The organism is Streptomyces virginiae, from assembly GCF_000720455.1.
Lineage (GTDB): Bacteria > Actinomycetota > Actinomycetes > Streptomycetales > Streptomycetaceae > Streptomyces > Streptomyces virginiae.
Genome location: NZ_JOAK01000003.1, coordinates 511,017 through 525,066 on the forward strand (window position 1 = coordinate 511,017; position 14,050 = coordinate 525,066).

At 72.7% G+C, this 14,050-nt stretch carries 11 protein-coding genes and 1 pseudogene; 7 read left to right on the forward strand and 5 right to left on the reverse strand.

Features of this window, described 5'->3' with window-relative positions; translation table 11 throughout:
• Positions 1-91 precede the first annotated feature (91 nt).
• The 3 genes and pseudogenes from IG86_RS0107710 to IG86_RS0107720 form a co-directional block, all read left to right on the forward strand.
• The gene (locus IG86_RS0107710; RefSeq protein WP_244305800.1) at positions 92-4,099 is read left to right on the forward strand and encodes an SGNH/GDSL hydrolase family protein; all 4,008 of its coding nucleotides are present in this window, start codon (positions 92-94) and stop codon (positions 4,097-4,099) included.
• 71 nt (positions 4,100-4,170) lie between these two features.
• Positions 4,171-4,644 (forward strand): hypothetical protein, encoded by a 474-nt coding sequence (locus IG86_RS0107715; RefSeq protein WP_030895759.1) that lies wholly within the window; start codon positions 4,171-4,173, stop codon positions 4,642-4,644.
• A 110-nt stretch (positions 4,645-4,754) separates the two neighbouring features.
• A pseudogene (locus IG86_RS0107720) lies at positions 4,755-7,199 on the forward strand (SpoIIE family protein phosphatase); the annotation flags it as partial.
• A 590-nt stretch (positions 7,200-7,789) separates the two neighbouring features.
• Here IG86_RS0107720 and IG86_RS0107725 read toward each other — a convergent pair.
• Both IG86_RS0107725 and IG86_RS0107730 read right to left on the reverse strand, forming a co-directional pair.
• Positions 7,790-8,470, reverse strand: a complete 681-nt coding sequence (locus IG86_RS0107725) for a permease prefix domain 1-containing protein (protein WP_030817890.1) — start codon at positions 8,468-8,470, stop codon at positions 7,790-7,792.
• Positions 8,467-8,805, reverse strand: coding sequence for a helix-turn-helix transcriptional regulator (locus IG86_RS0107730; RefSeq protein ID WP_030895765.1), 339 nt, complete (start codon positions 8,803-8,805; stop codon positions 8,467-8,469). Before IG86_RS0107730 ends, IG86_RS0107725 begins: the two co-directional genes overlap by 4 nt.
• Positions 8,806-8,893: 88 nt before the next feature.
• Between IG86_RS0107730 and IG86_RS0107735 the strand changes: the two genes are divergently transcribed.
• Positions 8,894-9,337: a hypothetical protein gene (locus IG86_RS0107735; RefSeq protein ID WP_030895768.1), complete on the forward strand. Its 444-nt coding sequence runs from the start codon at positions 8,894-8,896 to the stop codon at positions 9,335-9,337.
• A 5-nt stretch (positions 9,338-9,342) separates the two neighbouring features.
• Entirely contained in the window at positions 9,343-9,588 is a 246-nt protein-coding gene (locus IG86_RS0107740; protein WP_030817884.1) for a DUF3817 domain-containing protein, read from the forward strand.
• Between the two features lie 52 nt (positions 9,589-9,640).
• On the opposite strand, the gene IG86_RS0107745 is transcribed toward IG86_RS0107740, so the two are convergent.
• A complete protein-coding gene (locus IG86_RS0107745; protein ID WP_030895773.1) occupies positions 9,641-10,273 on the reverse strand; it encodes a hypothetical protein in 633 nt (210 codons plus the stop codon).
• 39 nt (positions 10,274-10,312) lie between these two features.
• Positions 10,313-10,711 (reverse strand): VOC family protein, encoded by a 399-nt coding sequence (locus IG86_RS0107750; protein WP_030895775.1) that lies wholly within the window; start codon positions 10,709-10,711, stop codon positions 10,313-10,315.
• 252 nt (positions 10,712-10,963) lie between these two features.
• Between IG86_RS0107750 and IG86_RS0107755 the strand changes: the two genes are divergently transcribed.
• Complete coding sequence (locus tag IG86_RS0107755; RefSeq protein WP_234351251.1) at positions 10,964-11,287, forward strand: lysine transporter LysE; 324 nt, start codon at positions 10,964-10,966, stop codon at positions 11,285-11,287.
• A gap of 36 nt (positions 11,288-11,323) precedes the next feature.
• Here the strand turns inward: IG86_RS0107755 and IG86_RS0107760 are convergent, their stop codons facing one another.
• Entirely contained in the window at positions 11,324-12,211 is an 888-nt protein-coding gene (locus tag IG86_RS0107760; RefSeq protein ID WP_030895780.1) for an NAD-dependent protein deacetylase, read from the reverse strand.
• A 185-nt stretch (positions 12,212-12,396) separates the two neighbouring features.
• Between IG86_RS0107760 and IG86_RS0107765 the strand changes: the two genes are divergently transcribed.
• Positions 12,397-14,010 (forward strand): phospholipase D-like domain-containing protein, encoded by a 1,614-nt coding sequence (locus IG86_RS0107765; protein ID WP_030895783.1) that lies wholly within the window; start codon positions 12,397-12,399, stop codon positions 14,008-14,010.
• Positions 14,011-14,050: the final 40 nt, after the last annotated feature.

A 14,050-nucleotide genomic window follows, 5' to 3' on the forward strand; every position in this document is an offset into this window, starting at 1 on the left:
TCGGATCGAACCGACCGAGTGTGCGGGTGAGCCGACCCGTGCCCCGAAAGACCACGGGGCACCTCTCATCGAAATACGGGGAAACTCTGTCTTGAGAACAAGAATACGAACGCGCTCGTCATGGGCGGCCGTCGCGGCCTGCGCCGCCCTGACCGGCGGACTGCTCCAGGCCACGCCGGCCACCGCCACCCCCGCCGCGCCGAAGCCGGAGCCCGGTCCCACCGCACCGCCGGCGGCTCCCGCGCAGGTCGAGGACCCGGCCGGCAAGCTCGGCGGCGACTGGAAGACCACGCCCGACCGCGCGGTGACCGCCGCCGCCGACGCCGACGGCCTGCGCATCCTCGTCGCCGACAGCAGCCAGGCGTACGCGTGGAAGGCCGTTGCCACCCTCGCCGAACCCGCCCTGCCGGCGGACTCGTGGATCGGCAACCAGTGCGCGATGGACCGCGACCACGCCGCCGTCGTCTACGCGCCCCGCACCTTCACGAACAAGCCGGACCTGATGCAGGGCGGCGCGTTCACCGCCATCGTCAACCTGGCGACGGGGCAGGTCACGAAGCTGCCGTTCACCGCGTCGCTGGCCTACTTCGACCCGTCGTGCAACACGGACCTGCACACGGCCGCCTTCACCTCCTTCCGGGACATGAACGACCCCGAAGCCACCCGGACCCGCGTGATCACCGTGGACACCGAGGGCAAGACCACGGGCACGGCCGCCGCGAAGGGCGAGATCACCAGCGCGGTCCCGGTCAAGGACGGCACGGTCGCCGCACTCGGCAGCCACCTGGTCCACCTCGACGGATCCGGCACGGTGAAGAACCTCGCCGACGCGGACAGCGTTCCCTTCGACATCCGGCCCGTCGGTGACGGGAAGGTCGCCTTCGTCGACCGCAAGGACGACTCCACCGTCAACGCCAAGCTGTTCACCGGGCAGGGCGGGCCGGCCCCCATCGCCTCCGGCAAGCTCGGCGACCTCGACCTCATGCAGGGCGACGGCGGCCGCGTCTTCCTCACCGGCCACCCCACGACCGCCACCGCGACCGTGGGCACCGGCATCACCCGCGTCAACGCCCCCGCCGACACCGACGTCTCCTCGCACGGCCGCCTGGCCGTCGAGCCGGTCCTGACCCCCGGCATCCGGGCCGGCCTGGACCGCGTCAAGAACGCGGGCAAGGACTACGGCAAGACCCGGGAGCCCGCCCCGAAGGCCGCCGCGGGAGCCGCCGGTGAAGAGCCGGTGACGGTGACCAGCACCGCCACCGTCACCGGGACGAAGGTCACGCAGAGCGTGCAGCAGGCGGCCGCGGACGGCTCCGGGACCGTGGCGTCCCCGTCCCTCGCCCCGGCCGCCGGGACCCAGCCGCAGCCGACGCCGAAGCCGCAGTCCAAGGCCGGCGCCGCTGCGGCCGCAGGACCCGCGAACGATCCGACCGACCCCGACCGCTGGTGCTCGGTCTCCCGCAACGACGTCAAGGTCCAGGCGCTCCAGCCGACGCCCAACCAGGTCGAATGGGCCGTGGACATGGCCGTACGCGGAGAGCTGCGCGGCAAGTGGATCCGGCAGGGCGGCTACCGCGACCAGGCGGGCCTGGGCACCATCGACCCGCAGGGACTCTTCCCGCCGCCGACGCTGAAGGGCGGGGGCAAGATCCCCGCCAACGTGCTGCTGGGCATCATGGCCCAGGAGTCCAACATGTGGCAGGCCGAGTCCGGTGCGATCCCCGGCCAGATGGGCAGCCCGCTGGCCGCCGTGGACGGCTACTACGGGCACAAGGCCGATCCCAAGAACCCGGCCGCCTACTGGCAGATCAACTGGGACAAGTCCGACTGCGGCTACGGCGTGGGCCAGGTCACCGACGGCATGCGCCTGCCCGGCCACCCGAAGGACAAGGAGACCAGCCTGTCCCCGGCCCTCCAGAAGCTCGTCGCGATCGACTACGCGTCGAACATCGCCGCCTCCATGAAGATCCTCGCGGACAAGTGGAACGAGGTGCACGAGGACGGCCAGAAGATCACCGTCAACAACGACGACCCGTCCCTGGTGGAGAACTGGTTCACCGCCGTGTGGAACTACAACCTCGGCTTCAACCCGCCGTCGGAGGCGTCGAAGAACGGCGGCCACTGGGGCCTCGGCTGGTACAACAACCCCGCCAACCCGCTCTACAAGAAGAGCTGGGGCCACCCCTTCATGAACACCGACGTGGACGGCCCCGAGGCCAACAAGGACGCGGCGCACCCGCAGGACTGGCCGTACGAGGCCAAGGTGATGGGCTGGGCCGCCTGGTCCGTCGACACCGGCTTCTCCTACGCCACCTCGGGCCGCCAGGACTGGCCCGGCGAATCCGGCTTCTCCTCGGCCGGCTTCCGGCCCGCCTGGTGGACCACCATCTCCGACCGCGCCGCCGTGTCCCCGCCGCTCGACACCTTCTGCAACAGCAAGAACAACTGCGACCCCAAGAGCCCGCCGAACTGCCCCGACGCCGCATGCTACGCGCAGTACTGGTGGAACCAGCCCAACGTCACATGGAAGGCCAACTGCGCCGCCAGCTGCGGCCACGAAGCCATCAAGTACCAGACGCTGGTCGCGGAACCGGGACGGGGCTACCGACTCAAGAGCGGAACGCCGGTCTGCACCGGCGCGCCCGCCGGCTCGAAGGTGGTCGCCTCCGTCCCGGCAGGCACCGAAACATGGAGTGACTGCGGCCGGATCTCCTCGGCGGGAAGTTTCCAGTTCGGCTTCAACCCCGGCACGGAGGGCCGCTACCAGGCCAAGGCCGACCTGCACCAGGTGGGCGGCGGCTACGGCGGCCACTTCTGGTACACCCACACCCGCGACAAGGCCCACTACGGCGGCGACGGCGGCTACATGACCATCAACGGCACGTGGACGCTGGGCGAGAAGCTCAACTGGGCGCGCGTCATGGTCCACCTGCCCGACACCGGTGCCCAGACCAGGCAGGCCACCTACACCGTTCAGGGCACGGACAGCACCAGCAAGCAACGAGTGGTGCTCCAGCGGGCCGGCGGCTGGGTCAGCCTGGGCGTCTTCCACTTCACCGGCACGCCACAGGTCGAGCTGTCGAACACCACCAGCGACGGCAGCGCGGACGAGGACGTCGCCTGGGGCGCGGTCGCCTTCCAGCCCCTCGCGGGCAAGCCGGCCAACTCCGTCACCGCGATGGGCGACTCGTACTCCTCGGGTGAGGGAGCCACCGCCCCGGGCGGCGCGGACCTCTACCCGGAGACCGACCGCAACGACAAGCTGAACGACAAGGGCACCAACAAGTGCCACCGCTCCAAGCTGGCATGGTCGCGGCAGGCCAAGCTGCCCGGAACCTCCACCTCCGTCGGAGCCCTGGCCGACGGCCTCGACCCGCAGATGGACTACCACTTCGTGGCCTGCTCCGGAGCACGTACCTTCAACATCCTCTCCGACGGCCAGTCGGGCGAGGTGGCCCAGATCGACGCCGGATACCTGGACCAGAACACCACCCTGGTGACGCTCAGCGTCGGCGGCAACGACGCACGCTTCGCCGACGTCGTCGGGAAGTGCATCGACATCCCGATTCCCGCGCTCACCACCTGCCCGTATGCGGAACTGGACAACATCGACCCCGCCACCGGCAAGAAGAACGGCGGTAAGACGGGGGACCTGAAGGACTGGGCGCCGAAGTGGCTGCACGACTCGGTGCGGCCGCAGATCGTCAAGACGCTCAACGCCGTTCACGCCAGGGCGCCGTACGCGAAGGTGGTCCTCATGGGCTATCCGCGCCTGGTGGAGAAGGACCACAGCTGCCTTCCCGGCGCCTACGAGACCGGCGAGAACGACTGGGTCCGCAGTGTGGCGGACACCCTCGCGACCGAGATGAAGGGAGCCACGCAGGACGCCGGCTCGTGGGCGGTGTTCTCCGACCCGCGGAGCGAATTCGACACCAAGGCGATCTGCGGCAATCCCGAGACCGTCCACGGCATCGTGATGACGGGCCGGGAGAAGGCGGACGAAGACGCACCGAAGCCGTCGATGCAGTCCTTCCACCCCAAGCCCGCGGGCGCCCGTGTCTACGCGGACACCCTGGAGCAGACCCTTTCCGGCAAGTGACGGACCACTGACCCGGGGGCCTGAGTACGCGTACTCAGGCCCCCGGCCACCGACGACGGAAAGCTGTGGCCATGAACCCCACGAATCCCGTGAACGCCGCCCCGCACCCGGGCCGGCGGCCCGCCCTCCCGAAGACGGCCGCGGCCGCCGCCACCGGCGCGGTCCTCGCCTGTGCCGCCGTGTGGTTCTTCTCCTGGGTCGAGCGCCACGACGAGCAGTCGTGCGCGACGACGGACGGCCTCTGCTGGACCTGGTGGGACTGGGCCGCCGTCCCCCTCACCCTCACGGCCGCCCTGATCACCCTGATGGTCGTCTACAAACGGCTCGGTATCACGCCCCGGCTCGCGGTCGTCCTGCCGACCGTCGTGCTGGCGCCCCTGCCGCTCGGCGCCGCGGACACGGCCGCCGGCTGGTGGGCCGCCACCCTCGTGGGCGCGGCGTGGGCCGGCTCGCTCGCACTGGCCGCCTGGGACCGCCACCGGATCCCGGCCCTCGCCGTCTCGGCCGCCCTCCTCCTCGCCTCGCTGGTCGCGCTGTACCGCTGACCCGCGGGCCTCCGTACCGCCGCCCGTCGGCCTCCCGACTCGCCCGAAAGGTCCGGGGCGCGACAGCATGGAGGGAGACCCGGCGCTCGACGGGACGGCCCCGGGAGGAGGCGACACGGCCAGTGACCAGGCATCGCTTTGCGTTCTGCGGGGCTCAGCTCGCCGCCGTCTACGTGGCCGCCGACCAGGACCGGGAACTCCATCTGGCCGAGCTGACCGGAAACCGCGGGGTCCTCTACGGGCTGCCCGCCATCCTCGCCGTGGCCGGCCACTCACCCGCCGCCAACGCCTTCCGCTCCGGCCGCCCGCTGTGGCTGACGCCGAAGGAACTCGCCGCGTTCATCGAGGAAGATCCCCACCACTTCCCCACCCGGGTCCGCAACGGCGCCCCCAGCTCCCCGGCCCGGATCTCCCTGGGCGCCCTGCCCCTGGGCCACGGCGACCAGGAACTCGGATGCCTCGTCGTCGCCGGCGACGTCGGCGAGGGTTTCAGCGCCGACGACCGCAGCCTCCTGGAGCTGTACGCCGACCAGGTGGCCGCCGGACTCGAATCGGTCGCCGCCCGCTTCGCCGGGCGCAGGGCCCCCCAGGCGCACCTGGTCCAGTCCCTCGTCCCCGACCAGGGCGGCGCCTTCATCCTCGACCTGGGCACCGGCCGCATGGAGGCCCACGCGCACGTGCTGGAACTGCTCGGCCTGTCTCCCGAGCAGTTCGACGGGCAGGTGGAGACCCTGCTCGCCTGCGCCGTCCCCGACGACATGCCCGCGCTGATGGCCGTCGTCGAGCCGGACCGGCTGGCCGCCACCGGACAGCAGCTGGCGTTCCGTATCCGCCGCCCGGGCGGCGAGCTGCGCTGGCTGGGCCTGCGCTGCCGGGTCGAGGTGGACCCCGACGGGACACCGCGGCGCGTCCTGGGCGTGGTCGCCGACGCCTCCTACCTGCGGCCCAGCGCCGACGAGGTCTCCCTCGTCCAGCGCCTGTCGGCCACCCTCGCGGGAGCGGCGACGATCCGGGAGGTCAGCCGGCTGGCGGTCGCCGCCCTGCGCGAGCCGCTCGGTGCCTCCCGGGTCGCGGTCGGCGAACTGGAACCCGAACGGCTCATCGTCACCGCCCTGGACCCCCCGGAGCCCGACGTCTGGCCGGAGAGCTGGCGCGCGGAATGGCGCTCCGAATGGCCCGACGTGTCCCTCGGGGACCTCCCCACCCTGCAGAGCGCGCTGCGCGCCGGCCACATGAGCCTGTGGCCGCCCGGCGCGGCACTCGAACCCGGACTCCTGGGCGTCGGGCCCGGCGGTCTCGCCGTGCTGCCTCTGCCCGCCGAAGGAAGGATGGTCGGGGTGTGTCTCGTGGGGTGGGACGAGGAGCACCGCTTCGCACCGGAGGAACGCTCGCTGCTGACCGCGACCGCCGGACTCGTCGGGCAGGCCCTGGTACGCGCCCACGCCCTCGACGCGGGCCACGAACTCGCCACCATGCTCCAGCGCAGCCTGCTGCCCCGCAAGCTCCCCGAGCTGCCGGGCGGGGTCGCCGTCGCCCGCTACCTGCCCGCGACGGCGGGACTCGAGGTCGGCGGCGACTGGTACGACGTCATCCCGCTGCGCGACGGGCACGTGGCCTTCGTCATCGGGGACGTGCAGGGGCACAGCGCCGGAGCCGCCACCATCATGGGCCAGATGCGCACGGCGGTCAGGGCCTACGCGGTGGAGGGCCACCCGCCCGACGTGGTGGTCGCGCGGGCCAACCGGCTGCTCGTCGGCATGGAGACCGACCTCTTCGCCACGTGTACGTACGTCGACCTCGACATGGAGGAGGGCATCGCCCGGGTCGTGAGGGCCGGCCACCTGCCGCCGGTGGTGCGCCACCCCGACGGAGTCACCGAGGAGATGGTGGTCGAGGGCGGGCCGCCGCTCGGCGTGCTCGCCGAGGCCGAGTTCCCGATGACCGAGACCGGGCTGCTCCCCGGAACCCTGCTCGTCCTGCTGACGGACGGCCTGGTCGAGTCCGCCCGGCTGCCCCTGGAGGAGGGCATGCGGCGGGTGTGCGAGACGCTCGTCGAGGTCGACCCGGTCGACGCCGGAGGGGTCGCCGACGAGCTGGTCATGGGCGTGGGCCGGCGTGACGACGACGTGGCACTGCTGCTGCTGCGCTACGACGGCACGCGGGGCCGGCCCAGGCGGAGCCACTGGACGGTGTGGCGGCTGCCCAAGGCGGTCCTGCACGCCCGCCGCTTCACGGCGCGCACGCTGCGGTCCTGGGGAGTGGTGGAGGAACTCGACACGGCGCTGCTGATCGTGTCCGAACTGGTCACCAACGCCATCGCGCACACGCAGGGCGAGGTGGGCATGGACCTGACCCTGTCGACGGACCGGCTGCGCATCGCCGTGAACGACGCGTCGCCGCGCAGCCCGGTCAAACCGGTGTCGGTGAGCTGGGAGTCGACGGGCGGCCGCGGCCTGCTCATCGTCGAGGCGACGGCAACGGCCTGGGGTTCGGTACCCCTCAGCGGCGGCAAACAGGTCTGGGCCGAAATCCCCTGGCGCGCCCCGACCGGCTGACGCAGGTCACCGCGCGGCGGAGGGGGTGACGAGGCGCCCGTTCAGCACGACCTCCAGCCACGGCCGCGCAATGATCGCCGATGCTCGCCGGGCGGCCGCCTTCGCCCCAACTGGAGGCAGGCATGGGCTGGTTGTACGGACCGTGACGAACAGCTGCTGCTCGGCCCGTCGTTCGGGGCGGCCGGCAACGCCAGGCACTGGTTCGACATGGCCGTCGCCGGACCCGGGATCGCCAGGGTCCTGCCCACCCGACGGCGTCCTGGCCGGCCTGTGGAACGTCATCGACGACCGGGTCGAGTGGGCCGCCGGGCTGGAGCGGGTCAGCGGGGGCGCGGCCGTCGGCCCGCGCGACACCCTCGGCAACTGGCGCGCCGCGACGGCGGACACGCACCTCCCGGAGAGCGGCGCCGCACCGCCGACTCCCTCGTCGCGACGCTCGCCACGCGCGCGGGGATGCTCGTCATGCCGGAGCGGGAACGGCAGGCCACCCCCGGCCGGATCCGGGCGTTCCTCGCGGACTGGCCGGAAACCGCCGACGGGGAGTTCACCCTCCCGATGCTGACCGGCGTACTGCGCGCCCGGCGGCCCCGTCAGGCGGTGGCGGGCAGCCGGGCGCACTCCCGGCAGGCGCGGGCGGAGGCGGCGATCTTCGCGTGGAAGACGATGGCGACCGCGCCCGCGAGTGCGCAGAGCGGCCAGCTCGCGGTCAGCAGGGAGGCGATGGTGAGCGTGAACGCGCTCAGCGCCAGGGCGACCGCAGCGGTGGTGCCCGTCCAGGCGACCACGGTCGGCAGCCGGTCGGGGGTGGCCAGCCGGCGGGCGAGAGGCCCGGTGGCGGCCAGGAACGCGGCGGCCGCCAGCGCTGTGGCCGCAGCCGTGCCGCCCAGGTGGGCGAGCAGCACCTGCGCCGCGTACGGCAGCCGGTGCGCCGTGGGCCCGGCCCCGGCGAGGACGTACCAGCAGGGGAGCAGGAGGGGCGCGAGGAGCAGGATCCTGCCGGCGGTGTGCCGGGCCTGGACGATGGTGAGTTCGTGCTGGAAGCCCGGCGCGAGCTCGGCCACGCTGCCGAACAGGCGCACCGCCTCCCGGGCCGCCGCGTCGTCGGGCCCGCGCCCGGGGGCCAGCTCCGTCGCGGCGTCGAGCAGCCCCTCGCGCAGCTCGGCCAGCATCCGGGTCTTCGCACGGTCCGTGCCGCGCAGGACGGCGGCCAGCTCGGCCACGTGGGCCTCGATGGGGTCGACGCGCGCCGGGTCCGGGAGCAGCCCGCTCACGTCGCCGTCCGCGGCTGCGCCGGTTCGAGCACCGAACCGATCGCGGCGGTGAACTCCCGCCACACCTTCCGCTCCGTGTCCAGGCTGCGCCTGCCGGCGTCGGTCAGTTCGTAGCAGCGCCGCCTGCGTTCGCCGACGGATTCCCAGGTGCTGTCCAGGAGCCCGAGCCGCTCCAGCCGGTTCAGCGCGGGGTAGATGGTGCCCTTGCGGAGCTCCAGTACGCCGTTGCTGCGCTCCTGCACCGCGGTGATCACCGCGTAGCCGTGCAGGGGGCCTGATTCGAGCACGGACAGCAAAAGGCCGTCCAGGTGCCCCCGTACCTCACTCGCCTTCATGGTCAGGCAGCCTACCCAAACCGCATCCCGTCGGATAGGTTGCCTGACAACCTATTGCCAGCCGATCCATGAGAAATGCGAGAACCCCGTGACCAAGCTGCTCCTGTCCGTCCACGTCCTGGCGGCGATCCTGGCGATCGGGCCCATCGCGGTCGCGGCCTCGATGTTCCCGCGCCACACCCGCACCCCGTCCGGGGCCGCCGGCGGTGAGGGGCTGCGGACGGCCGGGGTGCTGCACCGGATCTGCCGCGGCTACACGGTCGTCGGGATCGCCGTACCCGTCTTCGGCATCGCCACGGGCGCCCGGCTCGGCGTCCTGACCGACGCCTGGCTGCTGGCCTCGATCGTGCTCACCGCCGCGGCCGCGGCCCTGCTGGTCCTGGCGATCCTGCCCGGGCAGCAGCGGCTGCTCGGCAGCCCGGACAGGTCGGGGGCGGCCCGGCTGGCGATGGTGACCGGCGTGTTCAACCTGCTCTGGGCGGTAGTCGTCGTACTGATGATCGTCCGTCCCGGCTCCACCACGGGGGCGTGAGCGATATGCGCGTCCTGCGGATCGCGGCCCAGGTGGAGGCCGTTTCCCTGGCCCTCCTCCTGGCCAACCTCCTCACCGTTCACACCGGGGCGGTCGCCTCGCTGGGCGGGCCCGTGCACGGCACGGCCTACCTGATCGTCATCCTCACCGTCTGGCGGGCGTCGCCGGAGCCGGCGGCGAGACGGCGGGCCTGGATCCCCGGCGTCGGCGGCCTGCTGGCACTGCGGCAGCTGCGGCGGACCCGACCGTAGGAGCTGTCGAAGTCGACGCCGTCATCGCGCAGAGCCGGGCGCCGTCGGGCCCTCAGGCCGTGACGTCGCCCCGAACGGGGGCCCTGCGATCGCAGTGGTCGGCCGCGGCGAAGACCGCCGTACGCAGGTCGTCGAAGCCCGTGCGCACCGCACCCAGGGCGAGCAGGGCCGCGAGCCCGATGGTCCGCTGGCCGCCCTTGTGCTCGTCGAGTACCCGGGTCGGCAGGACGAGGAAGGCCCACTGGGAGAGGTCCAGCGGATCCAGCGTCGGCTTGTCCAGGTGCTCCAGCAGGCAGAAGACGTACACGTCGGAGCGCCGCAGCCGTTCGGGGTCCGTGGCCCCGGCCACCGGGTCCCAGCCCTCCGCCGGGGCGATCGAGAAGGAGATCGCCGACGGCCGGGACTGCGCCCAGTCCTGGAGGTACGCCGCGGACTTGACCTCTACCCGGGGGCCGTCCGGCAGCCGGAGGTCGACGGTGTCCCAGTCCACCCGCATTTCCCCGGCGGCGCCGAGGGCGAGCGCGACGATGTACTCCGCCAGGGCCCCGCGCAGGGTGTTGCCCGTCAGACCCGAGTACGCCCAGGCCCAGAAGCCGAGCACCGTTCCGTGCGCGGTGCCGTGCAGGTGCAGGGGTTCGTCACCGGTGCGGCGAAGCGGGGGCACGGCCCCCAGCGGGGCGGTCATGGGCAGCCATTGTGCCGGAGCCGGCTTCGCCAGGGGCGGTCACCCGGGGCCGGGGTGGTCGACGGCGACGAGTTCGACCTCGAAGCCGTCGGCGTTCACCAGGTACGCGGCGTAGGTCCGTGGGCCGCCCGCGTACGGGTGGCGATCGGGGAACATCAGGCTCCAGCCGTGCCGGCGGGCCTCGGCGGCCAAGTCCTCCACCGTCGCGTGGTCCTCCACGTGGAAGGCCAGGTGGTTCAGCCCGGGCCGGCAGCGGTCGTGACGGTCGGCCGTGAGGTCCGGGGACTGCTCGAACACCAAGTAGGTCGCTCCGAGCCGCCAGCTCCGTCCGTCGCGCCAGCTCTGGAACGGCGTGTAGCCCAGGGCCTCCAGCAGCCAGCCGAAGGAGGCCACGGCCCGGCCGAGGTCGGGCACCCAGATCTCGACATGGTGCAGCATCCCGCCGACGGGCCGAGCCGTGCCGTACGCCGGCTGCGGCTCGGCGCCGGATGACGGTACGTCGGACATCGCCCGCCCCCCTTCCTGATGCACCGGTGACGCAACCTCATGATGGCGCACGCCCCCCACGGCCCGGACCGCACCTCCTCGGCCCGGCGCCCCGGCAACCTTCCGGGCGTTCCCGGGGTCCTTCCCACCGGGGCCGCTGGGCCGGGGCGTACACACGATGGGGGAGCCGTGGGAGTCCGCAGAGTGGCGAAGGGGGTCGGCGACTTCCTGGTCGAGACGGTCGGCGAAGCGGTGGCCGAGGTGCTCCTGAGCCTGCTCGCCTGCGCCCTGCTGGGTGCGCTGGCCCTGATCGCCTACCTGAGCTGGTCCTTCAGCCCGCGCCTGACGCTCGCGGGCGCAGGCCTCCTGAGCCTCGCCCTCGCCCACGGCGCCTGGAGCACCTTTCGCGGACCCGGGAAGGGCCGCGGCCGGCGAGGGCCGGCGGCCGTGACCTCGTTCGCCTTCCTCCTGACCGCGGCGACCGCTCTCTTCCTGATGTTCTACGCCACCGACTGCGGCTGCCTGTGAACGCCGCAGATCGACGCGGTGCCGTCAGGGCGCCGCTCAGGCGTCCACGGGGACGTCCAGGCGGGCGGCCAGGTCGGTGAGCGCCGTGCCCAGGGGGAGGGTGAGGCGGGTGACGGCGTGGCGGTCGCCGCGGGTGGGGTCCCGGTTGACGATCAGCACCGGCTTGCCGGCCTGCGCCGCCTGGCGGACGAACCGCAGGCCGGACATCACCGTCAGTGAAGAGCCCAGGACCAGCAGCGAGGTCGCTCCGTCGACCAGTTCGCGGCAGCGCTCGACCCGCCGCGGGGGAACCGTTTCGCCGAAGAACACCACGTCCGGCTTGAGGACGCCCCCGCACTGCGCGCACGGCACCACGCGGAAGTCCCCGACCTGTTCGTCGGTGAGGTCGGCGTCGCCGTCCGGGTTCAGCCGGGCGGCCACCGGTTCGAAGCCGGCGTTGACCTCCTCCAGCCGTCGCGCGAGGTCACGGCGCGAGCCGGACGCGCCGCAGGAGAGGCACACGACCCGGTCCAGGCTTCCGTGGAGTTCCACCACGTCCTCGCTGCCGGCGGCCTGGTGCAGGCCGTCGACGTTCTGCGTGATCACCCCGGACAGCAGCCCGTGCCGCCCGAACGCCGTGACGGCCCGGTGTCCGGCGTTGGGCCTGGCCCGGCCGAAGGTGCGCCAGCCGAGGTGGCTGCGCGCCCAGTACCGGCGCCTGGCCCGCGCGCTCGCGGTGAACTCCTGGTAGGTCATCGGGGTGTGCCTGCGCAGGCTCCCGCCCTCGCCCCGGTAGTCGGGGATGCCCGACTCCGTGGAGATACCCGCCCCGCTGAGCACCAGCACACCGCCGGCGCTCAGCGCCTCGGCCACCGGCTCCGGATCCGTGCTGCCGGGCTGCGGGTCCTCGGTGGGCGTCCAGCTCAGGGTGGGGCGCATGCGCATGCAACCAGGGTACGGAACCGGCCGGACACCGGCTCCGTGGTCGCTGCCCGGCCCCTGTGGCCGGAACTCGCCCGAGGCGGGTGAACAGGGGGCTACGGGCTGGTAACTTGCGCGGGTTGATCAAGGTCGGAGGCGTGGCCGACCCACGCTCCCGGCCCGAGCCACCCCCCAGTCAAGGAACCACATTGGCACGCACCGTCCGTAGGACGGCCCTGGTCTCCACCTCGGCCCTCGCACTCGGCTTCTCCCTCCTCGGCGCCACCGCCACCGCCCCCGCGTACGCCGCGCAAGCGCCCACACCGCACCTGGACGCGGTCGAGCAGACCCTGCGTCAGGTCTCGCCGGGCCTGGAGGGCTCGGTCTGGGAACGCACCGCCGGCAACCGGCTCGGCTCCTCCACCCCGGGCGGCGCCGACTGGCTGCTCCAGACCCCCGGCTGCTGGGGCGATGCCGCCTGCACCGACCGGCCCGGATCGCGCCGCCTCCTGGACAAGATGCGCCAGGACATCGCCGGCGCCCGGCAGACGGTGGACATATCGACGCTGGCGCCCTTCCCCAACGGCGGCTACCAGGACGCGATCGTCGCGGGCCTGAAGGAGGCCGCCCAGAAGGGCAACCGGCTCAAGGTCCGCATCATGGTGGGCGCCGCTCCCGTCTACCACTCGACGGTGATCCCCTCGTCCTACCGCGACGAGCTGCTCGGCAAGCTCGGGCCGGCCGCCGCGGCCAACATCTCCCTCAACGTGGCCTCGATGACCACCTCGAAGACCTCCTTCTCCTGGAACCACTCCAAGCTGATCGTGGTGGACGGCGGTTCGGTGATCACCGGAGGCATCAACAGCTGGAAGGACGACTACCTCGACACCACCCACCCGGTCAGCGACGTCGACCTCGCGCTGTCCGGGCCCGCCGCCGGCTCCGCGGGCCGCTACCTGGACTCCCTGTGGGACTGGACCTGCCGCAACAAGGGCAACTGGAGCTCGGTCTGGTTCGCCGCCTCGTCCGGCGCCGACTGCATGCCCTCCCTGCCCCGGCCGGCCCCCGCGGAGGGCGGTGGCGACGTACCCGCGCTCGCGGTCGGCGGCCTCGGCGTCGGCATCCGCCAGAACGACCCCACCTCCTCCTTCCGCCCCCTCCTGCCCACGGCCGGCGACACCAAGTGCGGGATCGGGGTGCCCGACAAGACCAACGCCGACCGGGACTACGACACCGTCAACCCGGAGGAGAGCGCCCTGCGCGCCCTCGTCTCCAGCGCGACCTCGCACATCGAGATCTCCCAGCAGGACGTGCACGCCACCTGCCCGCCGCTGCCCCGCTACGACGTGCGCCTCTACGACGCCCTCGCCGCGAAGCTCGTCTCCGGCGTGAAGGTCCGCATCGTGGTGAGCGACCCGGCGAACCGCGGCACGATCGGCAGCGGCGGCTACTCGCAGATCAAGTCGCTCTCCGAGGTGAGCGACGCCCTGCGCGGCCGCGTGACGGCCCTGACCGGTGACGGCGGCCGGACGCGGACGGCCCTCTGCGAGAACCTCCAGCTGGCCACGTTCCGTGCCTCCGACCAGCCGACCTGGGCCGACGGCAAGCCCTACGCCCAGCACCACAAGCTGGTCTCGGTGGACGGGTCGGCCTTCTACATCGGTTCCAAGAACCTGTACCCGTCGTGGCTGCAGGACTTCGGTTACGTCGTCGAGAGCCCGGCCGCGGCCGCACAGTTGAGGAGCGACCTGCTGGACCCGCAGTGGCGTTACTCCCAGGCCACCGCGACGTACGACTACGCCCGCGGACTCTGCCAGGGCTGACGCCTGCCAGGGTTGACGCCTGCCAGGGTTGACGCCTGCC

What these genes read in the sequence shown, in the direction of transcription:
- IG86_RS0107715 (WP_030895759.1), top strand. Translation starts at nt 4,171, where the DNA reads ATGAACCCCACGAATCCCGTGAACGCCGCCCCGCACCCGGGCCGGCGG.
- IG86_RS0107730 (WP_030895765.1), bottom strand. Translation starts at nt 8,805, where the DNA reads ATGAAGGCGAGTGAGGTACGGGGGCACCTGGACGGCCTTTTGCTGTCC.
- IG86_RS0107740 (WP_030817884.1), top strand. Translation starts at nt 9,343, where the DNA reads ATGCGCGTCCTGCGGATCGCGGCCCAGGTGGAGGCCGTTTCCCTGGCC.
- IG86_RS0107745 (WP_030895773.1), bottom strand. Translation starts at nt 10,273, where the DNA reads ATGACCGCCCCGCTGGGGGCCGTGCCCCCGCTTCGCCGCACCGGTGAC.
- IG86_RS0107750 (WP_030895775.1), bottom strand. Translation starts at nt 10,711, where the DNA reads ATGCTGCACCATGTCGAGATCTGGGTGCCCGACCTCGGCCGGGCCGTG.
- IG86_RS0107760 (WP_030895780.1), bottom strand. Translation starts at nt 12,211, where the DNA reads ATGCGCATGCGCCCCACCCTGAGCTGGACGCCCACCGAGGACCCGCAG.